This is a genomic window from Candidatus Saccharibacteria bacterium oral taxon 488, from assembly GCA_013099015.1.
Taxonomy (GTDB): Bacteria; Patescibacteriota; Saccharimonadia; order Saccharimonadales; family Saccharimonadaceae; genus Nanosynbacter.
The window spans coordinates 87,658-111,717 of sequence record CP039998.1 but is presented as its reverse complement, the minus strand read 5'-3'; the positions used below and the strand labels follow the sequence as shown (position 1 = coordinate 111,717).

General features: G+C 50.1%; 25 protein-coding genes. 2 read left to right on the top strand and 23 right to left on the bottom strand.

Annotated elements, in window-relative coordinates:
- Window positions 1-5: 5 nt before the first annotated feature.
- The 16 genes from FBF29_00570 to FBF29_00495 all read right to left on the bottom strand — a co-directional run bounded on the left by FBF29_00570 (window position 6) and on the right by FBF29_00495 (window position 15,609).
- On the bottom strand, window positions 6-1,160 hold the full coding sequence (locus tag FBF29_00570) for a hypothetical protein (GenBank protein ID QJU07208.1): 1,155 nt from the start codon (window positions 1,158-1,160) through the stop codon (window positions 6-8).
- Window positions 1,153-1,887, bottom strand: a complete 735-nt coding sequence (locus FBF29_00565) for a prepilin-type N-terminal cleavage/methylation domain-containing protein (GenBank protein ID QJU07207.1) — start codon at window positions 1,885-1,887, stop codon at window positions 1,153-1,155. The genes FBF29_00570 and FBF29_00565 overlap by 8 nt, the downstream gene beginning before the upstream one ends.
- A complete protein-coding gene (locus FBF29_00560) occupies window positions 1,871-2,431 on the bottom strand; it encodes a hypothetical protein (protein ID QJU07206.1) in 561 nt (186 codons plus the stop codon). Before FBF29_00560 ends, FBF29_00565 begins: the two co-directional genes overlap by 17 nt.
- Complete coding sequence (locus tag FBF29_00555) at window positions 2,415-3,152, bottom strand: type II secretion system protein (protein ID QJU07205.1); 738 nt, start codon at window positions 3,150-3,152, stop codon at window positions 2,415-2,417. The genes FBF29_00560 and FBF29_00555 overlap by 17 nt, the downstream gene beginning before the upstream one ends.
- A gap of 27 nt (window positions 3,153-3,179) precedes the next feature.
- Window positions 3,180-4,046: a hypothetical protein gene (locus FBF29_00550; protein ID QJU07204.1), complete on the bottom strand. Its 867-nt coding sequence runs from the start codon at window positions 4,044-4,046 to the stop codon at window positions 3,180-3,182.
- A gap of 84 nt (window positions 4,047-4,130) precedes the next feature.
- Window positions 4,131-4,604: a type II secretion system protein gene (locus tag FBF29_00545; protein QJU07203.1), complete on the bottom strand. Its 474-nt coding sequence runs from the start codon at window positions 4,602-4,604 to the stop codon at window positions 4,131-4,133.
- Window positions 4,605-4,669: 65 nt separating this feature from the next.
- On the bottom strand, window positions 4,670-5,881 hold the full coding sequence (locus tag FBF29_00540) for a type II secretion system F family protein (GenBank protein ID QJU07202.1): 1,212 nt from the start codon (window positions 5,879-5,881) through the stop codon (window positions 4,670-4,672).
- A gap of 3 nt (window positions 5,882-5,884) precedes the next feature.
- Entirely contained in the window at window positions 5,885-6,955 is a 1,071-nt protein-coding gene (locus tag FBF29_00535; GenBank protein QJU07201.1) for a type IV pilus twitching motility protein PilT, read from the bottom strand.
- A gap of 18 nt (window positions 6,956-6,973) precedes the next feature.
- Complete coding sequence (locus FBF29_00530; protein QJU07200.1) at window positions 6,974-8,737, bottom strand: type II/IV secretion system protein; 1,764 nt, start codon at window positions 8,735-8,737, stop codon at window positions 6,974-6,976.
- A 12-nt stretch (window positions 8,738-8,749) separates the two neighbouring features.
- Window positions 8,750-8,980 carry a hypothetical protein gene (locus tag FBF29_00525; GenBank protein QJU07199.1) on the bottom strand — a complete coding sequence of 77 codons (231 nt, stop codon included), beginning with the start codon at window positions 8,978-8,980 and terminating at the stop codon, window positions 8,750-8,752.
- On the bottom strand, window positions 8,977-9,654 hold the full coding sequence (locus FBF29_00520; protein ID QJU07198.1) for a hypothetical protein: 678 nt from the start codon (window positions 9,652-9,654) through the stop codon (window positions 8,977-8,979). The genes FBF29_00525 and FBF29_00520 overlap by 4 nt, the downstream gene beginning before the upstream one ends.
- Window positions 9,654-10,385: a hypothetical protein gene (locus FBF29_00515; protein QJU07197.1), complete on the bottom strand. Its 732-nt coding sequence runs from the start codon at window positions 10,383-10,385 to the stop codon at window positions 9,654-9,656. The genes FBF29_00520 and FBF29_00515 overlap by 1 nt, the downstream gene beginning before the upstream one ends.
- Complete coding sequence (gene pilM, locus FBF29_00510; protein ID QJU07196.1) at window positions 10,382-11,428, bottom strand: type IV pilus assembly protein PilM; 1,047 nt, start codon at window positions 11,426-11,428, stop codon at window positions 10,382-10,384. Before pilM ends, FBF29_00515 begins: the two co-directional genes overlap by 4 nt.
- Window positions 11,429-11,468: 40 nt before the next feature.
- On the bottom strand, window positions 11,469-13,478 hold the full coding sequence (locus FBF29_00505) for a hypothetical protein (GenBank protein ID QJU07195.1): 2,010 nt from the start codon (window positions 13,476-13,478) through the stop codon (window positions 11,469-11,471).
- Entirely contained in the window at window positions 13,479-15,137 is a 1,659-nt protein-coding gene (locus FBF29_00500; protein QJU07194.1) for a hypothetical protein, read from the bottom strand. It lies immediately after the preceding gene.
- Window positions 15,115-15,609, bottom strand: a complete 495-nt coding sequence (locus FBF29_00495; protein ID QJU07193.1) for a hypothetical protein — start codon at window positions 15,607-15,609, stop codon at window positions 15,115-15,117. The genes FBF29_00500 and FBF29_00495 overlap by 23 nt, the downstream gene beginning before the upstream one ends.
- A gap of 64 nt (window positions 15,610-15,673) precedes the next feature.
- Between FBF29_00495 and ychF the strand changes: the two genes are divergently transcribed.
- Entirely contained in the window at window positions 15,674-16,753 is a 1,080-nt protein-coding gene (gene ychF / locus FBF29_00490; GenBank protein QJU07192.1) for a redox-regulated ATPase YchF, read from the top strand.
- Between the two features lie 23 nt (window positions 16,754-16,776).
- On the opposite strand, the gene FBF29_00485 is transcribed toward ychF, so the two are convergent.
- The 5 genes from FBF29_00485 to rpsF form a co-directional block, all read right to left on the bottom strand.
- Window positions 16,777-17,553 carry a TlyA family RNA methyltransferase gene (locus FBF29_00485; GenBank protein ID QJU07191.1) on the bottom strand — a complete coding sequence of 259 codons (777 nt, stop codon included), beginning with the start codon at window positions 17,551-17,553 and terminating at the stop codon, window positions 16,777-16,779.
- A gap of 431 nt (window positions 17,554-17,984) precedes the next feature.
- On the bottom strand, window positions 17,985-18,545 hold the full coding sequence (gene efp / locus FBF29_00480) for an elongation factor P (GenBank protein QJU07190.1): 561 nt from the start codon (window positions 18,543-18,545) through the stop codon (window positions 17,985-17,987).
- 278 nt (window positions 18,546-18,823) lie between these two features.
- The gene (rpsR, locus tag FBF29_00475; protein ID QJU07189.1) at window positions 18,824-19,027 is read right to left on the bottom strand and encodes a 30S ribosomal protein S18; all 204 of its coding nucleotides are present in this window, start codon (window positions 19,025-19,027) and stop codon (window positions 18,824-18,826) included.
- Between the two features lie 11 nt (window positions 19,028-19,038).
- A complete protein-coding gene (locus FBF29_00470) occupies window positions 19,039-19,467 on the bottom strand; it encodes a single-stranded DNA-binding protein (protein QJU07188.1) in 429 nt (142 codons plus the stop codon).
- 37 nt (window positions 19,468-19,504) lie between these two features.
- Entirely contained in the window at window positions 19,505-19,885 is a 381-nt protein-coding gene (gene rpsF, locus FBF29_00465; protein QJU07187.1) for a 30S ribosomal protein S6, read from the bottom strand.
- 115 nt (window positions 19,886-20,000) lie between these two features.
- On the opposite strand from rpsF, the gene FBF29_00460 reads away from it, so the two are divergent.
- Window positions 20,001-20,810: a hypothetical protein gene (locus FBF29_00460; protein ID QJU07186.1), complete on the top strand. Its 810-nt coding sequence runs from the start codon at window positions 20,001-20,003 to the stop codon at window positions 20,808-20,810.
- A 1-nt stretch (window position 20,811) separates the two neighbouring features.
- On the opposite strand, the gene FBF29_00455 is transcribed toward FBF29_00460, so the two are convergent.
- Both FBF29_00455 and FBF29_00450 read right to left on the bottom strand, forming a co-directional pair.
- Window positions 20,812-21,717 carry a hypothetical protein gene (locus tag FBF29_00455; GenBank protein ID QJU07185.1) on the bottom strand — a complete coding sequence of 302 codons (906 nt, stop codon included), beginning with the start codon at window positions 21,715-21,717 and terminating at the stop codon, window positions 20,812-20,814.
- Between the two features lie 75 nt (window positions 21,718-21,792).
- Window positions 21,793-24,012 (bottom strand): hypothetical protein, encoded by a 2,220-nt coding sequence (locus FBF29_00450; protein QJU07184.1) that lies wholly within the window; start codon window positions 24,010-24,012, stop codon window positions 21,793-21,795.
- Between the last annotated feature and the right edge of the window lie 48 nt (window positions 24,013-24,060).

Here is a 24,060-nt window from a genome sequence, read left to right as displayed (position 1 = left end):
AGACACTACGGCCGACAGTTACCCGACGTTACGCTGCCTTCGGTCACCGAAAAGTCTTTACAGAGGCTGTTCTCAAGGTCAATAGCATTTTCAGGATACGGGAAATCGTCACCTATCTGGAGACGCGCCTCAACCCGTCGAAACACATTACTGGCACGACCAGTCGCATCGACCGCCGGCTGAACACCATCAAACTTGACCGGTTCTGCACCATTATATAGGGCAATTCGCACGTGTGACATGCGATATAGCGGTGTCAGACGCAAGAATGAATTAACGCTGGCGGCGGCCGTAACAGGTGATATATCAATTGTGGCTCGGCACGAATAGCCACTATTCGCAAAATCTGGAGAACAGCTCACCGGTGTCGGAGCATTGTTAAACTGCCCACCGCCGCCCGCTCGTGGTAGATTAATTGCCGATACACCTCCGTTCGTCGGCCCGGGGACACTCAGCGTCCGTGGATAGAGGAACATCGTCGCAACGCGAGAGCTATCAAGACTAGCAAGGTCGAATGTATCGCCTGGAAAAATCATCTGAGTGCGTAGTAGCGCGGGTGCGGGACGAGACGGCGACTCATCCCAGTCACTGTACGCTGGCAGCGAGGTTGACGCCGAGGCAGCATTTTTTACTCGTCCAGCAGCCACGTTACCGTTCGCATCCTCTTTAGTGAACCACTCGAGGACAATTTTATTAAATTCAGCTTTGGCTTTCAGTGGTACGAGACGAGATGATCCTTCGGGTATGCTAACCAGGAAATCTTCCGTATCCATCGTAATATTGACACAGGTATAGGCTTGGTTGAACTCTTTACCGTCCCCTGAGCGACGCGACTGAATCAGCGTCTCGTTAGCGGCCACATTGCCAGCGACACCTGCGCGTGCGACTACTTTACAGTCATTGGGTAGTCGTAGCTGCTCGCAGGCCCTGCCTCCATTATCTCGTTTTTGACAAGCACGTACGACTCGCTTAGCGTCTTCAACACCAGACAGGGCCGCATCGTACGCACTTTGTGACAGTTCGTTGTTCAGAGCCTGTCGCTGATCAACCATTATGAGCCGCATGAAGCCGAGCATCAAAACCGTTAGTAACAGTGTCGCAAAAATCACTGCAAATAACGACACCGCACCTGATTGATTATTTCTCGCTATTTTATCCATTTGTCCTCACAATCATCTCAAAGCTATTTATCGCGCAAAAGTCGAGATTCTCACTGTTATCCGCCGGTGGCTTACAGGTGCCATTGGCTGTATTAACCGCCTCAAGCTGGCTGGTTCCAAGGACAAATTCCAAACGATACAGACTGTCTGCCCCGCTATCACCCGCCACTCGCGCTGCTTTCATTTGATGAATTGCCAGAACCACATCATTTGACCCGGCTGGCTTGAGAAGATGTGTCACTTTATCCGTCGCGACCGTTGACATATACGCCCCCGTTGTTTGATTTTTTTGGCACAGCATACCATCTGGGTCAATCACTCGAGCAAAATTAATCGGACGACCAGAATGCGGCCCACCAACCTCGGTAATAATACCCGCACCGGCCTTCACTTCTCCAGAGACAACCTTTGGTACATTCCAGACATATGAATAGTCACCCAGACAGAGTCGGCCGCTCCGATCGGCACCACCCGCCTGCACCATGACAACGGCCGAATTAGCATTACCACTTATCTTGCCGGCATTTGCCTGCAAAAAGTCGCGCCGCAAGCTATCGCTAATTTCGCGGCCGGACTGATTGATACTTTTGAGCGTGAGACCTCGATTATACAGCTTGCCAGCCTGGATCGCTATCGTAGCAATCGCCAGCAGCAACACCGACACAAATGCCATCGCCAGCATCAGTTCAATCAAGGTAAACCCGTATCGTCTATACCGCTGTGTCATACATCCTCACAATCGTCCCCGTGGTCATTGGCCGGTCAGTCCCCACACTCATCCAGCAGGCCTGAATATACGCATCATAGGCGCGGCCGCCTTCAACACGCACCAGCTGAATTGAAATACCTAAAGAAATTGGATTTCGGGCAGTTGAAATCTTGGCATATGTCGGCGATAATTCATACTTATTAGTAATCAACTGAAAGGTGTTTTTGCTGGGCGCTAGGGCAAATCCCCCACTCGGCATTACCTCTGGACATCGATTAACATTCAATAGCGAATTAGCGTGGTCAATAGTCCGACCTTTCATCGCGTCCCAGAGGGTAGCAAATGAGCTGCCGGCTTGAGATGACTTGTCGTGAATGTAGCGCAGCATTTCTGCTTGACTATCAATCTGTTGCCGCACAAGCGTCAACTCTAATGATCGCTGCGCCATAGCAATACCACTGTTCATAAGTGCCATGATGCCGATCGCCAGCATGCTAAACATCGCTACCGCCATCACCACTTCAATGATCGTGTCACCCCGCGCGCTATGCCGTCGCTTCATTATCGCACCCCTTTGTTGCATGACCAACCGTCACGGCCTCGCTCGAGCCAGCCTTTGCCCCCAGAAAGACTGACAGCCTCTGGCCAACTGACCAGCCAGTATCATAGATACAAAACTCTCGCTGCCGCAGCTGTAAATCGGCCGTATACATACCGCCATTCGGCTGCATATTGCGAATAAAATTATTAATATTAGCTGGTGAATATGGCGCATCATTCGTGCGTACGATAACCTGCCCGCTATCTGGATCGCGGTATATTAATAGAGCCAGTTCTCTACCAATGGTATTAGTTGCCGTGAGCGAGCGTACCTGCGCACCCCAGCCAACCGTATAGGTATTTGCCTCACTCTCACTATAGCTATACGTCCACACTCCCGAGCGTTTCAGAGCATACAGCGGATAGGCGGTAAATGAACGTGCCTCGGAATTCGTCGACTTGACATAGCGACCAACGACAACGCAATTCGACTGGCCCCGAGCTCCGTCGTTTGTTGCACCCTTAACAGGACATGTGTCGCGATCGCCCCGATCATTCTCGATGCTAATCACTCGGCTATACTGATCACGAATAAAGCCGGCAAACGATTGAACAGCGTCATGATATTGTTGTTGGCGCAATGCAGCACTCACGCCAGCTAACAAGCCAACGGTCAACAGGCCAGTGATCGCCAAGAACAACACCACTTCAACGATTGTAAACCCGGATTGCCACCGTTTCATATGCTCATTATTATAGCATAAGCACTATCAAATCACGATAAGCCAATCCACAATCCTGGCACCAAAAAACCACGAGATAAGAAAGCCAACGATTAGTAGCGGCCCGAATGGGATTCGCGCTCCACGCTGCACTGTGCCTCGAAGCATCCCCGGCAGTACCAGTAGCGTACCGAGTAAATTTGCTAAAAAGAGCGCAAGAAATGCTAGCCGCCAATCCATCAAAAAGAGGGCGAGACCGAGCGTCAGCTTGACATCACCAAATCCTATCCAGCGACCACTCGACACAACGTAGAGCAATGCGTACACGCCACTGAGAATGACGACCGCTGCCATCAGTCCAAGCACTCCGCCCGGTAGCTGACCAGTCGCCACGTGAATCCCAGCAAATAGTACTCCCAACATCACGAACGGCCAATTCGCCACGTCCGGGAGCAAAAACCACCGCTTGTCATACACGAACAGGAACGCTAGATATGATAGCCCCATCAGTATAATTGCGACCTTCGTTATCACTAGTGGTGCCGTAAACGTCATCATGCCATGCCACGTCACTGCCACAAACAACCCGACCATCGCCACTTCGAGCCCCAGCTCCATCCAGCCAATCGGCGCCTGGCAGTACCGACAGCGACCTCTAGCGGCCAGCCAGCTCACCACTGGCAACAAATCATACCAGCGTAGCTCGTGCCCACAGGAAAGACACCGCGATCGATCGTCCTTGAGAGGCTTAAGTAGCGGCTTCAGGCGGCGGAGCTCCCGCGTATCAACCGGTCCGCCGGCCTGCTTGTCTTCAACGAGCTGCCGAGCACGGACTCGCCACACCTGAGCACCGATAAAACTTCCCATCACTGCGCCAAGCATTGCCACACCCACCAGTATTGTCACTACCATCATACTGTTAATGGTAACAAGAAATCATAAAAAAAGCAGCCCCCTGATGGTAGGAGGCTGCTAATAATTCGTTGTCTTTGGCTAGTTTTAGTTTTGGTTGTCTTTACAAAACGCACCGCTTCCTTCCAGCTGCACTTTGACGGCGAACGAGCGCGGCGAACCACTTTTGGCAACAATATTTTCGCCATCACATTGAGCGCTCGTGGCATAGACCATCTTCTCGGTCGTTGCCGAACCCTGCTGAGCGACACCAGTTACCACGCTGTAATTATTGCCTGTCTGCGGATCCTTGAATTCACCGTTGCCACGCTTCATATACGAATCAAGGAAGCTATTAATCGATCCTGTATCGGTTTTCGGAATACTTCCTTTGTTATTCGTCGCGTAACTATTCACCTGCGAGACAAACCGAGTCACGTCACTGCGTCGTTGTGTGTCGCGCTGGCTGCGCTGCAAGGCCGGCCATGCCAAGAATACCATCAAGAATATCAGCCCAGCGATTGCCAGCACCAACACGACCTCGATGATTGTGAATCCTTTATTTGCTTTTTGCTGAGCCATGAAGTTGCCCACCTTTCTGTGACTTAACTTTCTCTTGCTATTATACTGTACTGCTTATGGATTGTCTAGAGGCTAATGTCTCCGACCAGATTATAAATTGGAAAGATTATCGCACCCACCATCACGCCGGCCACGACCGCCAAGACCACCATCAGCACCGGTTCAATCGTCGTCGTGATCGCCTTGATCTCCTCATCCAGCTCATCTTCGTAAATCTGCGCACACTTGCCCATCATCTCGTCGATTTTACCCGACTGTTCGCCAATCTTGATCATCTGCGGCACCATTGGCAAGATATAATCCTCATTTTTTAGGGACACCGACAGCGCCTTGCCGCCCTTCACCTTTTCACTGGCACGCTCAATGCCTTGACGGATAATCGAATTATTGACCGCCCGAGCGGTGATGCGCAGCATGTCCAGCATCGCCACCCCGCTATTAAGAAGCGTTTGACCGGTACGAGTAAAGCGAGCCATGTACAGCTTGCGGAACATAGCGTCAAACACTGGTATGTTCAGCTTGAACGTATCTTTAGCGCGAATACCAGCCTCGGTTTTGAGATACTGCTGAAAGAAATACAAACCGATACCAAGTAAAATCACCAGCGCCCACCAAAACTGCGCCAAAAAACCAGCAACGCTGACCATGGCCTTCGTTGTAAACGGTAGCTCTTTATGTAAGCTACCATACAGTCCTTCGACCTGCGGCACTACCATCACGAGCATGAATACCACCACCGCGATGATCACCAGCAGCACAATCGCCGGATAGACCATGGCACCACGCACTTTGCTAAGCATCGCTGTATCCTTTTCTTGCTGTGATGCTATACGCTTCAGTGCTTCGTCCAATGTTCCTGATACCTCACCAGCCGCCACCAGCGCCACATACACGTTGTCAAATACTTCTGGGTGCTTCTCAAATGCACTTGATAGCTGCCGGCCGCCCTCAATATCAGAAATTATCTCCTGAATGATACTCTGCATCTGTTTATTCTGAGTTTGCTCCAGCACCGTATGCATGCTCTGCGCCAGCGGCAACCCCGCACCAATCAACGTCGCTAACTGCCGCGTAAAGACGATCTTGTCCTTGGACGATATTTTATTTGACAATCGCTGAAAGAAGCCCTCACGCTCATCTTGAAGCTCAATTTTCAGCGGCACGAAGCCCTGAGCGCTCAGCAATTTCGCCGCGGCAACCTCGCTCTCAGCCTGCACAACCGACTTGGTAATCTTTTGCGTGGCTGAATCCCTGGCCTCATAATGATATTTTTTCATGCACTATCCTCGAATAAGCCGCTCAAACTCCGCTAGATCAACCGCAAACTCACGGGCACTATCATACGTAATCGTACCGTTTTGTACCAGATTTACCAGCGTCCGATCCATGGTCTGCATGCCCTGATCAGCACCCGTCTGAATGACGGCATCCAGCTGATGGCTCTTGCCTTCGCGAATAATGTTACGCACCGCTGGATTAGCAATCATGATCTCGGCCGCCACCACCCGACCGCCACCGATAGACGGCACCAGCCGCTGCGAACAAATTGCCATCAGGATGTTTGATAGCTGCGCCCGAATTTGCGGCTGTTGGTGCGGCGGAAAGACGTCGATCATACGGTCAATCGACTGTGCCGCCGAGTTGGTGTGTAGCGTCGCAAACACCAAGTGCCCGGTCTCGGCAATGGTAATCGCCGCCGAGATTGTCTCGAGGTCGCGCATCTCGCCAATCAGCACCACGTCTGGGTCTTGGCGCAGGCTAGAGCGCAGCGCCGCTGAGAACGAATAGGTGTCATAATGAACCTCGCGCTGCACTACCACTGACTTCTTTGACTTGTGCGTAAATTCGATCGGGTCTTCAATGGTAATGATGTGCTGCGACTTTTCAGCGTTAATTTTGTCGACCAGCGCCGCCAGCGTCGTCGATTTACCAGAGCCAGTCGGCCCCGTCACCAACACCAGACCGCGTGGAAAGTCGGCAAATGTATTGACAATTGGCGGCATGCCCAGCTCCTGCGCAGTCTTGATCTCGTTTGGAATTAAGCGCAGCGCCGCCGCCAGGTTGCCCCTCTCATGAAAGGCATTCACCCGGAATCGCCCCAGTGTACCGAATGCAAACGAAAAGTCAAACTCCTTGTCCTTGAGCAAAATTTGCCGCTGATCCTCATCAAGAATCTGAAATACCAGCCGCTCCACGGTCGCCTCATCAAGCGGCTGCGTGCCCGTTGCTGCGACCAATGTTCCGTCAATACGCAGCATCGGTGGCAGGCCCACTTGAATGTGAAGGTCTGAGGCTCGCTTTTTGACCACCTCTTCTAGTAAAATCTCGATGCGTAATTCTTGATTGTTCATAATCGTCCCCCTTTTCTTTTATGCTGTATCGGCTGCTACCCGATTTACTTCCTCTAATGTTGTCACGCCACTGAGCGCCTTGAGATAACCATCTTGACGCATCGTTATCATGCCTTGCTGAATGGCAAGCCGCTGAATCTCGGCGCTCGTTGCCCGCTTGACAATCAGGTTTTGAACTTCCTCAGTGACGTCCATCACCTCGTACAAACCACATCGTCCTGAGTAACCTTGCGGCGTCTGCGGCATATCGCGGCCCCTGACTAAAGTATAAGCGGCTTGACCAGATAATGGCAAGGCCTTGTAGCCCAAATCCTGTGACACGGTCGGTATATCAGCCTGGGTTTTTGGCAGGAGGTGGCCAACCGTTGACTGAATAGTTTCCGTTTCAAGTGGTGACGATTGATATGAATCATATTTTGGCGCCACTCGCCTGACCAGCCGCTGCCCGATAATGGTGTTCACGGTACTAGCAATCAAGAACGGTTCAATCCCCATATCCAACAGCCGCGGCAGCACACCCGCTGCCGAATTGGTGTGCAGCGTCGAGAAGACTAAGTGTCCAGTCAATGCCGCTTGCACCGCCAAGTTCGCTGTCTCGGTATCGCGGATCTCACCAACCATCACCACGTCGGGATCCTGCCGGAGAATTGACCGTAAGCCCGATGCAAACGTCAGTCCAACATCAGCGTGCACCTGAATCTGATTAACGCCGTCAATCTTGTACTCCACCGGATCCTCCAGCGTCACAATATTGATCGAGTCGTCCTTGATTTCCTTGATCAGCGCATATAGACTAGTCGACTTACCTGAACCGGTCGGCCCAGACGTCAAAATCATTCCGCTCGGCCGCTTGATGCCTTTTTGGATGGCCCTCAGTGCGCGCCCAGCATACCCCATATCAGTCAAATCAAACGAGTTACCTGTCTTATCAAGCAGACGAATCACCACCTGCTCTCCCCACACCACCGGCGAAATCGCAATACGCAGGTCAACGTCCTTGCCGGCCACATTGACCGCGAACTGACCATCCTGCGGAATTCGATGCTCATCAATCTTGAGATTTGATAGAATTTTAATGCGGCTAACCAGCGCTGGTTCAATACTTTTTGGTAGCTGCATAATTTCCCGCAACACGCCATCAACACGACAGCGAATTTTCAACGCCTTTTCTAATGGCTCAATGTGTACATCCGAGGCATGGCTCTTTACTGCATACTCCAGGATCGTGCTAAGCGCCCGCGAGATCGGCGAATCTTGAACGATCGTCACGATGTTCTGCGATGACTCATCCAGTGCTTCGCGCTGCGAGTCTTCCGCTGCCTCATTGACCGATGATAAGTCTGTTCTGTACTGACCAAGGACGTGACGGATACTTTCTTCGGAGGCCATAAATACCTTGAGCGGTCGCTGGATACGATTTGCTAGGTAGTCAACCGCCTGAACATTATTAGCATCAATCATCGCCACCGCCAAGCGCCCCTGCACCTCGGCCAGTGGTACCGCCATAAATCGCTCGGCAACATCCTCCGGCAGCAGGTTCAAGATGTGCTGCTCAATCACGCTGCTTGCGAGATTAACATACGGTACACCGGATAATTGCGCCACCGCATGCACCAATAATTCATTCTCCAAAAGGTGCTCCTCAGTTAGCAGTGACAGTAGCGGCTTACCCGATTCGCTGGCGCGTTTTTGCGCCTCCTTAACAACTGATCGCTCAATCAAGCCCTCGCTCGTCAGCAAGCCAATCAATTTTCCCTGCATATCATCCGTCAGTAGCGCCATATCACCTCCGCGCTAACTACCAGTCGCTTTGCCAACAATTGCTTCCACCGTTGGGTTAATAGCTTCACGATTAAATACTGTCTTATCTGGCTGCTCAATATCTGGACTAATTTTTGATATCGTCTGCACTTCCACACCCGATGATGGTACGCGCAAGAACGGAATACTACTGGCAACAAAATATGCCACCACAACGCCAAGGCTAGCTATCAACACGATCATCGCTATATCGCTCTTCTTCATGGCTTGATCACCTTCTTTCCTAATCCAACTTTTTGCGCCGGCTCAAAATAGGCCTTGCCAGAGATATCCATAGTCATCTTGCCATCCTCGCTGGCCTGCATCTCAATCTCGGTAATATTGATAACCCGAATTGATTTTTCAAAGCGCGTTAACAGCTCCTTGAGGCTTGATGACGTACCGCTCACTGTCATGGTGAAACTCACCGCCGAGCGACCATCACCAGCGTCCTCTTGCTCCGCACCCGACTCATTCGCCGTATAGTGGACCGAGATGCTTTCTAGTGACAGACCGGCGATGCCATTGACGAACTTCTTCTGGATGGATGCACCAAGCGCATCGGCATTCGCACTAGCCGGCAGCGCATCAAGAATCGTTTGCAATGGACTACTACTATCCGTTAACTTCACTGAGTTAAGTGCTTCATTCGCCTCTAGTGAGCGCACATTATCTTTGAGCGACTCGGCCGCCTTTTTATTATTCTCCAGTGTATTGATGGTGTCTTGCTTCGCGAGTACCACTGCGCCATGAAACAAAATCTGCCGCACGAGGAAGAACGACACCACAATCGCCACCCCGCTAACAAATGCCGCCCCCGCCACGAACAGAAACATGGTTTTCTTTGATGAATCAATCTGCTGGCGCTTACGGATGGCAACGTCTTTGTTTTCAGGCATTAGTTTTTCTCCTTATTTGAAGCATCTTTTGGCTTCTTGGCAAATAGGCTCTCTGGCACCCCCAGCCGCGAATCAGTCACATCAACTTTACCGTTTGGCGTCGCAATCACCACTGAGCCGCTCGTTTTTGAGAACAATTCTGCCGGATAGGTAAACGTGAACGAGAAGCGCAACACCTTCTTACCGTTGGCATCTTCACCAAAGCTGGCCTCGCCCGCCTGCAGATTCTCAGCCAGCGGCTGTTTAACCTCTTGCCCGTTTTGTGTTGTCTGTACAGTCGTATTGGTAATTGTCTTTTTAAATATCTCCAGCGCGATATAGCCATTCTCGGCTGATCCCTCAATGGTAATTGTCCGTGACTCTGGTTTGAGCTTTAGCGTCGCGATTTTAATACTATTTGGCGCCACCGGATTGACCGCCGTCATCACGTCAAATAGTCGCGAGTCAGCCTGACGCTCACTTGATAATTTGTTGATTGTTGCCAGCTGATGCTGAATAGTTACTAACTTATCGAGATCTTCAATCGACGTCAGCTCGCGCGCTTTGTTCTTGATTGTTCCATCATGCAGCGCCTCCAAGGCTATCTGACCACCAAAGATTAAGCCAAGCGCAACCGCCACCCCGACCGCGATCATGCCGACGGTTATCGACATCGCGGTGACAGCGTTACGCATCATTTTTGCCCGAAGTAACTCGCGCTTGACATCAGGAATCAAGTTAATCTCAATCACGATCCATTCCTCCGCTGCGCTAAACCAACGACCGTCGCAAACTCCGAGGCAATTGGTGCTAATTTTTGCTGATCGGCCTGCCCAAGACTGACATGCTGCCACGGATCAGCCGTAGTCGCTGGTATACCAGTCTTGTTAGCAATGTAATTATCCATCATCGGTATCGCTGCGCCAAAGCCCGACAGCAGAATTCCTGACACGGAAATACTCGGGTAGCGCGTCTGGAAGAACTTGATTGATTTGGTCAGCTCAGCCGCAAAATTATCCAGCACGCCGTCAATCGCCCTGAGAACTTGCCCCTCAAGCCGGTCAGGTGCCAAGCCAAACTTGATAATAAACTGGCGAGCCTGATCATCCTGCACGTTGAGATTTTGCACTGCCGCCCGCACCAACGCTTGCAGTCCGCTCGGCACCGTGCGCACTAGCCGCGGCATATCGCCATAAATGACTGCCAAGTCAGTCGAATGTTCGCCCATATCCAAAACTAGCTTTGCGGTTGCTCCATCAGTCGGCGCTAATGCCCGAAGCATCGCGATCGGATCCGGTTCCTCAGCGACCACATTAAAGCCAAGACCTTCAATAAACTCAAGCCGTTCCTCGACATAACTAATCGCTGCACTCGTCAATAGTACCTCATACTGGCCCTGCTCGCGCAAGCTGTCGCCGAGTAGCGCCCAGTCAACCTTGGCATCCTCAATCGCCATAGGAATGTACTGATCGACCTGGTATTTCATGGTCGCCTTTAGCTCTTGGTCTGACACTTTTGGTACATCAATAATCGCCGTAAAGGTCTTGCTCGACGGTAAGCCAATCGCTACATTTTGCGTCTTGATACCGCTCTGTCCGACAGCAGTCATGATCACTTCACCAAGCTTACGCTGCGCCTCTGGTGAATCACTACCTGTAACCTTCGGGTCGACAGGCGCATAACCATAGTGCAGCAGATTCCATCCGTTGCTCGTTCGCGCCAGCTGAACGACACGCACCGCATTCGTCCCGATGTCTAATCCGAAAAAGTCGCCCAGCCCTTTTGCTATTTTCATACTATTCTATTATACATAAGCATTTTAAAATGTAAAACCCTTAAAAACGCGGCGGCAATTCCTTTAGATGCATCGTTTTGATAGCCCCTGATTCTTTCGACCGCTCATTTCCCCACAAATATGCATCGGCACGCAAATTCAATATTTCCGCCGGCTCGCCTGGATTATTGCCAGAGGTATCGCCACCCTTCGTGAATGTACGACGCAAAAAGAGGTGCTTCGCGATAATCGGACCGTTAATCCGCAACTGTTTTTCACATGTCTTCGCATCCAGCCCCGACAGCCACTGACGACTATCACGAACTATGGTATCACAGGTGTTAATTGTACCATTCTTGGCCACCAGCCAAGCATCAAGCTGCGTCACATTCGGCTCAATGATAATATGCCGAGCGCTGATAATCAACTGCGGTAGATCCCGAGCCGCCGAATAGTTACCGCCCTCCTGCTTTACGTCACCCTTGATAGTCACCACGCCGTTCGATTTGATAACAATTTGCCGGCCACGCTTAATTTCTCCACCGGTAATCGTCAGGTTGCCAGCCTGATACACGCCACTAGTCACGTCGCTCATAGACACCGCCCCAGACAAATTTCCTGTGTTCGTAAAATAGGCATCAGGTGTGCGTACGGTCGGCATCTTGTCGCGAAAATTACCAAACGGGGTGTTAGTGTTTTGAAATGTCAGATCATTATATTGCCGTGCCTCAATCGCCCCCGTTCGCCCTGTCGGCGTAGATGATAGTCCTGCTCCCGAAGAAGAAATAATTTGTCCAGGCGCACTAATGGCATATTCCGCCCACGACCCGTATAGTCGCGGCTCCCCCGGCACCGGCTGCCACCCCTTTGGCGCATACACACCGAGCAGCCACCGAGCAGCCGCATTAGCATTGGCGAGGCTAGTTGGAGCAATCGCATCTTGCACCTCTAGAGCAATTACATTATCACCAGCTCGTAAATAATCCGCGATGATTCTCCTCATCTCGACACCAGACGACGCTTTCGGATTGGCAAAGACTGGCTTGCCATTAATATACACCGCCGCATAATCATCAACCGCCAAACGCAAGTACAGTCCCGATCGTCCGTCGTTCAACAAATCCAGCTGACGAATCTCTTCAAGCTGCTGGCTCGTCAGCCGGAATTTCTGCCGAAATAGCGTTACGCCAGACGACTTCACGTAATTTTCACCATTGGTATCAGTTTGCGGCGCATTGTGACGCCGGGTCAGTGTCTCTTTCAACTTTGTCTCGTCCTTACAACGCGCACCCCAGAGCGGCTTCGACTGGCCGCCTTGATCATATAACGGCTGCCGAAACGCTCCATCGGTTGCCCACGTAGATGTTCCTGACTCTTTGATGACACCACCGCATTCGGCAAACTCAGCCGCCCCAGCCGCGCCCGATCGTTGGGCAGGTACACCAAATGGTACTTTCGTCGTGGCATTAGCATCCGTCGCCCAGCCACCATACGCTCGTGGATTAACATATGCTCCGCCCGCTAGACCACCGCTATTGGCCGCTACCACGTCGTCAAACCAACTCGGTGCTGGCGTTGCCGAAGATGTGCTATTTTCACCGTCCGGTGCCGTCCATGTTGACACCGATCCGCTACACTTATCCTGACCGACTGTCCGATTGCCGGACATCGGTGATGGCATCATCATAAACCCACCATAATTAAATGTCCCGCCAATACCATCGACCACTGTCGTAGCATTTGCGTTCACACGACAGTCAGATCCACCATCCCCGGCCGTTGGCCAACTACTAATCCGCTCTGATGTCCCGCCGATCTGCTCTCTCTCGCCAACCGGATATTTCTCCCATGGCATGTGATACGACGTGGCTGGGTCATAACTACTGCCGCCCGGTGGCGTTGTCGTACTTGCTGCTAGCACCACCCTCTCGACGTGAGTTACGTCAGGCGCTACTTGCGCCGTCACGCTGATATAATGACGCCAGATATACACTCCAAGGCTTCCGAATACCACTAACCCAACGGCACCAACCCCGATCCACCACCTTTGGGTTTTTAACTGCAGCGCCATCTATCGCCTCACCCTCGTCAGTGATGTCCTGACTTCCGCATTATTATTACCCGCACTGCCGTCTATCCCGACACCAACTCGCACATCCGCCCCCCAGAACTGAACTTTTGGCCGTCCGGCAACCTTTGCACAATCTACCGCATAGCGAAACGTACTGGTATTCACATGTTGGTTGTATGTACTCACAATAGTCATATAGCACAACTGGTCGCCAGTCGTCATCGTCACTCCGCTCAAGTTATCCTTGCCAAGCGGAATTTCCAGCCCACCTCGCTGGATAATTGTTCCCGCGCCATTACGTGCCAAATTATTTGATGTACAATCTGCCACCTGCAAACCCGGTCGACTATTTTTAATCGTGTTCTTGGCGATATAACAATCCCAATCACCCACTAAATTACCCGGCGAACGTCTATCATACGGTACGACAACCCCCTCACCGCCTGGCACGGTATAATTTCCACCGCCCCTTAACACAAACCGCACCACAGCATAATTCGCCCGATTTGACCGTGTCGATCCTGTATGATTAATTCGCGCGGTCACGCCACTCACCTCAATCGTTCCTTCATTAATATAATCCGGCGCCTGCACCTCCGGTCGCAACTCATAATCATACGGCACCGACGCACAGGCATTCGATGAGACCCCCCAGCCGTCAGTATTCCACGCACCCGGCAGCCATAAAATCTTTTGACATACTGTTTTACCGACATCATCCTGCGTCACAATCCCCTCAGCTCCAAAGACACTGTTATATGGTTTAACGTCGTTCGGTGCATAAAAGGTGTTCCATGGGCTAGCACTACGCGTATACGGCGACGCCCACGCATGATGCGTTGTCGTACCATTAACATCCTGATTAATTCCTATGCGCTTTAGGGTATAGGGAGGAATCGTGTACGAAGAATTATTCCGTAGATAATGAAAAAAACGTACGCGCTGTCCTGGCGCAGCGGTCGCGTTTTGCACTAAACTGCCACCATTGATTGACACTCGCGATTGCCCTTCAACAGTCCATTGGTTTGGCGCCTGCTCACGCTTAATCCACACCTCGACATCTTGTGTCGCACAAGCACCGCTACCGCCTGGACTACTATAGAAACAGCGCCGCACCTGCAAAATGATACGGCCGGAACTTCCTGGCGCAACTACACCAGATATGTCAATTCCATTTACTCGAATACTACTACCGCCATCAACCCAGTGGTACGCGCCCGATGGATGCGTCCCACGATCAAGCGTACCGCCAGATAGTAATGTCCGACCATTCTGACTAACCGTTACATTTGTCGCCCACACCCGTGCTCGCGACTGACCGTTGCCATTCACTGACCCCCTCAAGTCAAGTGATAATGACGTCGCATTCCAGCTAACGGTGTTAATAACATCATTCGTATACGACGTCCCAGGCGACGACATCCACATCGCACCGCACCGCGTTCCGCCGCCCTTACAGATATATTGCACCGCAAACCGTTCACCATCATTGCGCGCATTAATACACATCAAATGTCGTCGACCGCTCAAACCGCTACAGTCCACCGCCTCTGCTCTATCCACACCAATAATCGCCAACGTCGATGTGACAACCACAAGTGCCAGCATATAGCCAATAACAAGCCGTAGTCCGACCCTAACCCTGACCCGGTGTACCATCCTTATTCCCCGCACCCGCATCAGCCTTACCGATCTCGACCAGTGCTTTTACCGTATCCTGATTAATGCCCAGTCGATAAAACGGCTCGACCGCCTGACGCATCTTCATCGAGTTGACCAACCCTTGATGAATCTGATCAATCCGCTGGCGATCATTCCGTAGCGATGCATCGTGAAGCACAATATAGTGACACACCGCATCGTCACCCGGACCACCACGCTCTGAGATCTTCTTCACCAGCCCCTCAAGCGCTGTCGGACCATACCCATTTGGCGCAGCGATAATTGACCGATATTCTTTTATCATATCCTCGCCACATATCATCTTAGCGGTTGGCGCGATGTCTTGACTCGGCTCTTTTAGCCCAACATGCAATCGTCCCATCACCATCATGATAACGGCGACTATCGCCCCGACACTTAACACGATACCCGCTATCATAAATATTCGCGAGACAATAATCTTATTCATACTGCTTATTCTAATACATATTATATACTGAGGCAAGTTTGTGTAATTTGTTATAATACACGATATGAGTCTATCAATCGGAATCGTCGGCCTGCCAAATGTCGGTAAGTCGACCATATTTAATGCACTTACTAACAATAATATTCTAGCGGCTAATTACCCGTTTGCCACCATTGAACCGAATACTGGCATCGTACCGGTTCCCGATGAGCGGCTCGATGTGCTCGCAAAACTGTATGATACGCAAAAAATTATCCCCGCGACCGTAACGTTCGTCGACATCGCTGGATTGGTAGCTGGCGCCTCAAAAGGAGAAGGGCTTGGCAATAAATTCCTGCACAATATTCGCGAATGCGACGCCATTATCCACATCGTTCGCGCCTTTGAAAACTCAGATATATTACGACACGACAATACTCCGATTGACCCTCAGGCCGACATTGACATCATCAATACCGAACTTATCCTTGCCGACATCCAAACCATAGAACATCGTCTACCTCGTCTCCAGAAAGAAGCCAAAGCCAAGCCGGAGGCACGACAGGTGGCTACATACCTTGAAACGCTCCTGACGTCACTTAATTCAGGTATGCCGATAGCATCCATAGAAAATATCAAATATGAGATAATTAATGATCTTCATTTACTCACTGCCAAGCCAATTATTTATACATTTAATGTTGACGAGGCGGGGCTCGGCGACCATGCCCTGCAGGAAAAACTTGCCAAACTCGTCGCGCCAGCCCGAGTATTATTTATTTGTGCCAAGCTTGAAGAAGAGCTCAGAGAATTGTCAAATAATGACGCCTTGGAGCTACTTGATAGCTACGGGGCTTCCGAAACCGGATTGTCGCAGCTTATCCATGCCGCGTACGACACACTTGGTCTACAAAGCTATCTCACGGCAGGTCAGAAGGAAGTTAGAGCATGGACAATACATAAAGGCTGGACGGCGCCACGGGCTGCTGGCGTCATCCACTCAGACTTTGAGCGCGGATTCATCGCTGCACAAGTCATTAGCTACCACGACCTTGTTGCCGCAGGTTCAGAAGCTAAGGCCCGTGAAGCGGGTAAAATACGTACTGAGGGTAAAAATTACATCATGCAGCCTAACGATGTCGTCGAATTTCGGTTCAATGTCTAACATTATTGTATATTATACTACGTTTATTTAAGTACAACGATGCCCTTTTTACTACAGCTATTACCTCTGTTATTTTTTAGTTGTAACTTATAAAAGCGCTCAACGTTACCCTTACCGCCAGCGATGGTGCTATCCTTTTTATCAAGAACTACGAAGTACTGTCTTGCCCATTGTTCAAAATCGGTCAGGATCTTTCGTCGTATAGCAGCATTTTTTACAACACCCTTTTGTACCAAATGACGCCCTGCCTCGAACTGCGGTTTTACCATCGCTACAAGCACCGTCGCACTGCCCATCAGCCGTTTTGCAACGTGTGGTAGAATGTCGCGCAGACTAATAAATGACACGTCTCCCACGATAATGTCTGGTGGACAATCAAGCTCAAAGTCACGAATGTCTGTCTTTTCGTGTAATATTATGCGCCGATCGTCACGCAGTCGATGGTGCAACTGATTCGTGCCCACATCAACAGCATACACACGTCGGGCGCCATGACGCAGCGCAAAATCAGTAAATCCACCAGTACTCGACCCTATGTCCAGCACTGTTTTCCCCTGAAAGTCCAACCGAAAACTATCCGCCACGCCCGCTAGCTTGAGGCCTGCACGCGAAACGTACCGCTCACGAGTCAGCAATGTAATGTCTGCTGTCTCATTAACGAAACATCCGGGACGCGTCGCCACCCTACCATTGACCATGACTTGCCCTAAGCCTATCCAATTCTCTGCTTCTGAACGCGATTCAACCAACCCGCGTTCTAGTATCATTTTATCTAATCGCTGCTTCATGTCACTTCTCATTGTAGCCTGAATACATATTTTTCTCAATAACTAACGATCTACTGCGATAGCGAAACTGCTGTTATAAATACATCAATAGTTATTCTCTTTTTTACCTATGGGCCGATCTTTACTATCGTTAATTCTACGTTAACTAAAATACAACGTTGTATACTACGCATCAGTGTAATTTATACATCAATAGTTATATTTACCCCTGTAGTGGCCAAGAAAACTCTCACCATTATCGCAAATAGACCCATATTTTCATGAAAACAACTGTCGTATGTATCACCAAAAACACCCTACCAGCTATACATACATTACGTTGTATTTTTAGCATCAATACCTAAAATCTCGTTCCATTCTTTGTCGTTATTTGATGTATTCATGACAACAAAAAGCGTCGCCCGAACACCCTGGGCGACGCTTCCGGCAAGAAGGCCCTTTTGTTATTTTTTGCGCTCTCGATATTCACCCGTCGCTGTGTCAACACTGACAATATCGCCCTGTTTAATGAATGCTGGTACCTTAATAACAAGGCCCGTCTCAAGCGTTGCATCCTTAAGTACGCTTGAGGTTGTATCGCCCTTCACGACATCTTCGGTATATGTAACTTCGAGATAAAGATTTTTTGGTAATTCAACATTAATCACTCGCCCGTCAAACACCTGGAGATTCAGCTCACAACCTTCTTTCAAATAATTTTTTGCCTCATCTACCACATCATTAGACAGTTCAAATTGTTCAAAACTTTCTGGATCCATGAAGCAGAACATATCTCCGTCATGATATAAATATTGAACAGTCTTGCTAGTCACCTCAGCTGGCTCTATTTTGTCTTGACCCTTAAAGGTCTTCGGGATGACACTTCCATCCAGTAAGTTTTTCAATTTAACGTTCACAATAGAACCTCCACGCCCCATAACCTTCTGTCCATATTCAATGACGCGATATGGCTTACCGTCAATCTGACAAACCGTACCTTTTTTAAGATCTGTCGGCTGATACATGTTATTTTTCCTTTCCTATAACTATTAAGCTACCGTTCTTAATTCTAACATTCTTTCGGACGGTAGAGTATTTCTCGCTGACTGAACATATTTTTTACTCAAATATCCCACAGTGGGCTTAGTAGCATCATAATACTATCTCGTATCAAAAATAAAACACGCTGTACAGCAGCCCACAAACAACAGTGGCCCGCGCCTTACCCTGCACAGACCACTCGACTTTCTCTCTTATCTATAAATACGTTCGGGGTTAGAGAGTTCCCTCAACACGTATACTTTTATTGCCCTTGCGATACAAACGGCAGCAATGCTAAGTGCCGAGCACGCTTGATCGCCACTGCCAAGCTACGCTGCTGCTTGACACTGAGACCCGTCTTCGCTATCGGCTCAATTTGACCATACGCATTAACATAGCGCATTAATGTTTTGACATCCTTATAGTCAAAAACCGTTGGGGTATCTTTCTTTAATCGTTTTGCCATTTTGTTCTCCTTTAGAACGGTATCTCGCTAAGATCGATCGGTTTATCATCAATATCCGCTACGGTCTCAGCCTGCTTGGTATTAGTATTACGTGATGCGGTTGTATTCGCGCTATCACCGCTCGGGGCGTCAAGGAATGTTACGTCGGTCGCCGTCACTTCAATACGCGAGCGGCGCTTGCCGGTTTCTTTATCATCCCAGCTGTCCTGTCGCAACCGACCCTGCACCAACACGCGGCGGCCTTTTGATAGGTACTGCATCACCAGTTCGCCCAATTTTTCCCACGCGGTAACGTCGAAAAAATCAGCTTGATCATCCTGTCCGGCACGATCAACCGCGATACTAAAGCTAACAACTGTCCGACCAGATGGCGTTGTTCGCTGCTCTGGATCGCGCGTTAACCGTCCCAGTAAAATAACTTGGTTGATACTTCGTGCCATGATGACCCTCCTTTTTTATTATGTATCGCGTCGAATATTAGGCTTCTTTATCAGCCGCCTCGGTAGCGGCCTTAGCTTCGCGCTCTTTCTGCTCAGCAAGCGCCCGACGTGTCTTCTCGTCGGTCTTAACCAACAAATAACGAAGTACCTCGTCGGTGATATTCAGAACATTTGATATCTTGAGCGGTGCACTGCTTGGCAACTTCACCTCAAAGTAAACATACACCGCAAAGTCTTCACGGCGAATTGTATAGGCTAGTTTTTTCTTGCCCCAATTGTCTTCTTTGGTAATTTCGCCACCATTGGTAGTGACGAGCGACCGGACCTTGTCTAGGGCCGCATCCAGATTTGCTTCCAAATCTGGATGGACTAGAACGGTCAGTTCGTATTCGTTCATGTTTCCTCCTTTGGAATCCATTACGGATGGTTATGTTATCGCACATAACCTTAGGTTATTATTCCTCCGTATTATACGGTAATCTAATGCAAAAGTCCAGTGATGCACCCCGCCAGACCATGCTACAATAGGGTTCATGCGTATCGCCATTCAAGGACAAGCTGGATCATTTCACGAACAAGCAGCAAAACAATGGTACGGACCTGACGCTACCATTGTTCCGTGCGTGACCTTTGGTGATGTCTTTCAAACCTATGCTCACAGTAAGGCCGACGCCGTTGTCGTGGCAGTGGAAAATACCATTTATGGCACCATCAACGAGACCTACCGTCACATCGAATCTTGTAGCGCTCCCATCGTCGGTGAAGTGACGCTTACCATTCAACAAACCCTCATCACCAATCCAGGCACAAAACTTGAAGATATCACTGCTGTCTATTCACATCCTGTCGCTCTGTCGCAATGCCATCAATTTCTCCAAGAACGCCTGCCACAAGCCACACAAATTGAATATTTTGATACCGCTGGCGCTGTCGAATTTATCAAACAACAGGGTTCACCACACCTAGCGGCCATTGCTAGCGAAACCGCTGCCCAACTATACAATATGCCAATTCTCAAACACCACATCCAAGATGCTCAGGACAACATCACGCGTTTCCTGGTCCTTGACCAGATAACCACGGCGACCGACGCTGATCGAGCAACGCTTGTGGTGACCACCGCCCATCAGCCAGGCAGCCTCCTTGAAATACTCCGCACATTCGCCGATCAGTCCATTAACCTCACCAGCCTACAATCCCAGCCCATCGTCGGCCAGCCGTGGAACTATAAATTCTTTATGACCGTTGACGCTGCCGGCCCGTCATTACATCGCGCCATTAATAAAATTACCTCAACTGGCCACAAAATAACACTACTTGGTGAATATCTGGCGGCACGTTAGTTTACTGAGAGGGCAAGATATCGGATATATCACCATCGGTCGCGAGCCGATCAAATAGGCTTTTTGCCGCATCATATACCTTAGCACTCTCCACGGCCCGACCATTAATCTCTCCCTTAGCCGGTACCGCCGCTATGCTTTCATAATCTGGTCTCGATGGCGAGACAGACTTTGGTGAAACGATTGTAATTTCCTTAGTCTCCGACCAACCATCAGCAGTCTGTCTGTGCGACCATTCCACTTTCGTCGGTAACACGCCTTCTAGAGCCGGTAGTAGTGCTTCTGGAGATTCGATATGCTGATGTGCCACAGGTTCTGGAGACAAAAAATCCAACCGCCACGTTATCCGATCCGTCTGTCTACTCTTTGCGCCGACCTCAATTATATCAGTGGTAACTTCTACTGCGATCTCACTTCCACCAAACCTTTTGTCGCCTTGAGCAACATCAACCGATACAACGTGTCCCTTATCATCTGTAATTGTTATTGACTGCTGTTTAGGCCTATTGTGATCATCATAATAATCTTGGCGAACGAGTCGAGCGGCATTACTATCAACCGACTTCCCTGCAGCAGTAAGCACTCGTCCAGCAACATCGCGCGCAGACTGGACTATATTGGGATCCTTTAAAAAGACCTCTGCCTCTCGACGGCCTTCGGTGTCTGGTGGCGTAAGTGTAATTTCTTCCACTCTCGAACTATCATTGGACTCTTTGGATGTTCCACCATCGGTATTTTCTACTGATGGTGCGGGCGGAACATCGTGTGACCGGCCAAGACTATACCCAAGTATACCCGATACGGCTAACGTGACTGCAGCAACCCCCAGCACAAGAAGCTTTCTTAACTTGTCGCCTTTACTATCAGGAGATAATTCTCCATTATTTCTACAACTTATGTGCGCCATGTAGCCATCCTTCCACATACAAATCAACTTCTCACTTAGCGTATTATAACCTATAAAATAATTATGTCAAGCTAGCTATTGCCCTAGCTCATCGACACTTGAGACCAAAACATCACGAGCTTTTGAGCCGTTCGCTGGACCGACAATGCCACGCTCTTCCATCTCTTCAATCAGTCGCGCTGCCTTGCCGTAGCCAATCCGTAGCCGCCGTTGCAGATAGCTGGTAGAGGCCTTGCCGCCCTCAATCACCACTCGCACCGCGTCCATAAATGCTTCGTCTTCACCATTGCCGCTAAAATCAACTGCTATGCCGCCCTTACCATTTAGTTGTACCGGCTGCGCCACCACCTCATCATTGTACTGCGGTGCTGACTGCATCCGCAGGTGATCAGTAATTTTATTGACCTCATCATCGGTCACCCACGCACCTTGAATGCGCTTTGGCTTGCTCATACTCGGCGTATACAGCAGCATATCACCCTGACCAAGCAGCTTCTCAGCCCCAATTTGATCAAGAATGGTCCGCGAGTCAACCTGCGACGCCACGGTAAAGCCGATACGCGCCGGCACGTTCGCCTTGATCAAACCAGTAATCACGTCAACGCTCGGCCGCTGCGTTGCCAAGACCAGGTGGATACCCACCGCCCGCGCTTTCTGCGCCAAGCGAACGATCAGCGCCTCGACGTCGCGTGCCGCCACCATCATCAAATCGGCTAGCTCGTCAATTACGATAACGATGTACGGCATCGCCCCGTCTTCGTGCTGTTGAATATTGCCATCGGCGTCCGCTACCGGGATTTTTTTAGCTCGCGTAGCTAGCCGTTGATTATACCCTTTAATATCGCGAATCTTCTCGGCCGCCAACAGCTTATAGCGCCGCTCCATCTCATTGACCGCCCATTTCAAGGCCGAAATAGTCTTTTCTGGCTCAGTAATCACCGGAGTCAGCAAATGTGGGATGTCTTCGTACGGTGCCATTTCCACCTGCTTCGGGTCAACCAAAATCAACTTCATATCGCTTGGACTGTTGCGATATAGCAAACTCGTCAGCAAGGTGTTAATCATTACCGACTTACCAGAACCAGTCTGTCCAGCGATCAACATATGTGGCATTTTATTCAGTTCACCGACCACTGCTTCACCAGAAATATCTTTACCGATAGCGAAACTCAATGGTTCACGAGCATTCTTCCATTGTTTAGAATCCAGAACGCCATACAGCCGCACATCAGCCGCTCGGCGATTTGGCACCTCAATACCAACGGCTTTTTGCCCAGGAATTGGCGCTTCAATCCGCAAGCTCTGCGCCGCTAAATTCAAAGCAATATTCGTCTCCAGCGCCGTGATGCGTGTCAACTTCACACCACTCGGCGGTCGCAAGGTATACTGCGTCACTTTCGGCCCAATATTTGCGTCTTCCATCTCCACATCGATATTGAACTCTGCTAGGGTATCGTGAATAATCTGTGCGTTTTGCCGAATATCACCAGCGTCAGCTGGACTTTGCTTTTTCTCTAGCAGATCAAGGCTCGGCGCCTGCCAGTTCGGGTCGTGTGCCGCCACTAGTGCTGCTTGCTCCTCAGCTGCCTTGTCCCGCGCCACGCTACCGCGCAGACTGCTCAGCGGTGACGTCCTTCTGTCCTTTGGCGTGACTGGATCGACGGTTGGGACACCGGCATTGAGCTTGATGTTGCTCGATGATTTGGCGCTGGCCGCATCCTCGCGAGCCGCCTTCTTCATGACTGCCGCATTGTTATCCTCCTCGGAGTGGTCGCGCTTGAACGCCTCGGCTACTTTCTTGATCACCGTAAACGGCGACGTCTGGGTAATAAATAACGCCGTGATGACAATGAGCACCACATATATCAAAGCAGCGATGCCCGGGTCGACCATGGCACTCATCGCTCGATTAGCCGTATCGCCGATGAACCCACCAGCCTCCGGCCGAGCTGGTGTTTTTACTAGCCCAAACAGCCCTGACAGCCACACTACTTCGAGGATGGCTGCTAATTTCATCGCCAGCGGCAACCGATTATTCTCCGCGCGGAAAATCTCCACAGCAATATATATTAGCAAAATCGGCAGCCCATACATCGCGTAACCAAGCATGCTCAGAGTCGCCTTATGTAGCCACTCCAGCACCGGACCACCAACACCGAACCACGCCACCACTAACAGGAGCGACAACACGACGAGCAGCACCGCGCCGACTTGCGCCCAAAAGCCGCTCGGCACATCATGCTTTGGAGCTGTGGAAACTGATTTCTTGCGGGTAGATTTTCGTTTTTTTGGCATAACTATTTTTATTATATCACTTTACCGACATTCACATTGTAGCATATT

Excerpts from the sequence above, each read along its gene's own strand:
- FBF29_00570 (QJU07208.1), bottom strand. The coding sequence starts at position 1,160 with ATGGATAAAATAGCGAGAAATAATCAATCAGGTGCGGTGTCGTTATTT.
- FBF29_00565 (QJU07207.1), bottom strand. The coding sequence starts at position 1,887 with ATGACACAGCGGTATAGACGATACGGGTTTACCTTGATTGAACTGATG.
- FBF29_00560 (QJU07206.1), bottom strand. The coding sequence starts at position 2,431 with ATGAAGCGACGGCATAGCGCGCGGGGTGACACGATCATTGAAGTGGTG.
- FBF29_00555 (QJU07205.1), bottom strand. The coding sequence starts at position 3,152 with ATGAAACGGTGGCAATCCGGGTTTACAATCGTTGAAGTGGTGTTGTTC.
- FBF29_00550 (QJU07204.1), bottom strand. The coding sequence starts at position 4,046 with ATGATGGTAGTGACAATACTGGTGGGTGTGGCAATGCTTGGCGCAGTG.
- FBF29_00545 (QJU07203.1), bottom strand. The coding sequence starts at position 4,604 with ATGGCTCAGCAAAAAGCAAATAAAGGATTCACAATCATCGAGGTCGTG.
- FBF29_00540 (QJU07202.1), bottom strand. The coding sequence starts at position 5,881 with ATGAAAAAATATCATTATGAGGCCAGGGATTCAGCCACGCAAAAGATT.
- FBF29_00535 (QJU07201.1), bottom strand. The coding sequence starts at position 6,955 with ATGAACAATCAAGAATTACGCATCGAGATTTTACTAGAAGAGGTGGTC.
- FBF29_00530 (QJU07200.1), bottom strand. The coding sequence starts at position 8,737 with ATGGCGCTACTGACGGATGATATGCAGGGAAAATTGATTGGCTTGCTG.
- FBF29_00525 (QJU07199.1), bottom strand. The coding sequence starts at position 8,980 with ATGAAGAAGAGCGATATAGCGATGATCGTGTTGATAGCTAGCCTTGGC.
- FBF29_00520 (QJU07198.1), bottom strand. The coding sequence starts at position 9,654 with ATGCCTGAAAACAAAGACGTTGCCATCCGTAAGCGCCAGCAGATTGAT.
- pilM (QJU07196.1), bottom strand. The coding sequence starts at position 11,428 with ATGAAAATAGCAAAAGGGCTGGGCGACTTTTTCGGATTAGACATCGGG.
- FBF29_00505 (QJU07195.1), bottom strand. The coding sequence starts at position 13,478 with ATGGCGCTGCAGTTAAAAACCCAAAGGTGGTGGATCGGGGTTGGTGCC.
- FBF29_00500 (QJU07194.1), bottom strand. The coding sequence starts at position 15,137 with ATGGTACACCGGGTCAGGGTTAGGGTCGGACTACGGCTTGTTATTGGC.
- FBF29_00495 (QJU07193.1), bottom strand. The coding sequence starts at position 15,609 with ATGAATAAGATTATTGTCTCGCGAATATTTATGATAGCGGGTATCGTG.
- ychF (QJU07192.1), top strand. The coding sequence starts at position 15,674 with ATGAGTCTATCAATCGGAATCGTCGGCCTGCCAAATGTCGGTAAGTCG.
- FBF29_00485 (QJU07191.1), bottom strand. The coding sequence starts at position 17,553 with ATGAGAAGTGACATGAAGCAGCGATTAGATAAAATGATACTAGAACGC.
- efp (QJU07190.1), bottom strand. The coding sequence starts at position 18,545 with ATGTATCAGCCGACAGATCTTAAAAAAGGTACGGTTTGTCAGATTGAC.
- rpsR (QJU07189.1), bottom strand. The coding sequence starts at position 19,027 with ATGGCAAAACGATTAAAGAAAGATACCCCAACGGTTTTTGACTATAAG.
- FBF29_00470 (QJU07188.1), bottom strand. The coding sequence starts at position 19,467 with ATGGCACGAAGTATCAACCAAGTTATTTTACTGGGACGGTTAACGCGC.
- rpsF (QJU07187.1), bottom strand. The coding sequence starts at position 19,885 with ATGGATTCCAAAGGAGGAAACATGAACGAATACGAACTGACCGTTCTA.
- FBF29_00460 (QJU07186.1), top strand. The coding sequence starts at position 20,001 with ATGCGTATCGCCATTCAAGGACAAGCTGGATCATTTCACGAACAAGCA.
- FBF29_00455 (QJU07185.1), bottom strand. The coding sequence starts at position 21,717 with ATGGCGCACATAAGTTGTAGAAATAATGGAGAATTATCTCCTGATAGT.
- FBF29_00450 (QJU07184.1), bottom strand. The coding sequence starts at position 24,012 with ATGCCAAAAAAACGAAAATCTACCCGCAAGAAATCAGTTTCCACAGCT.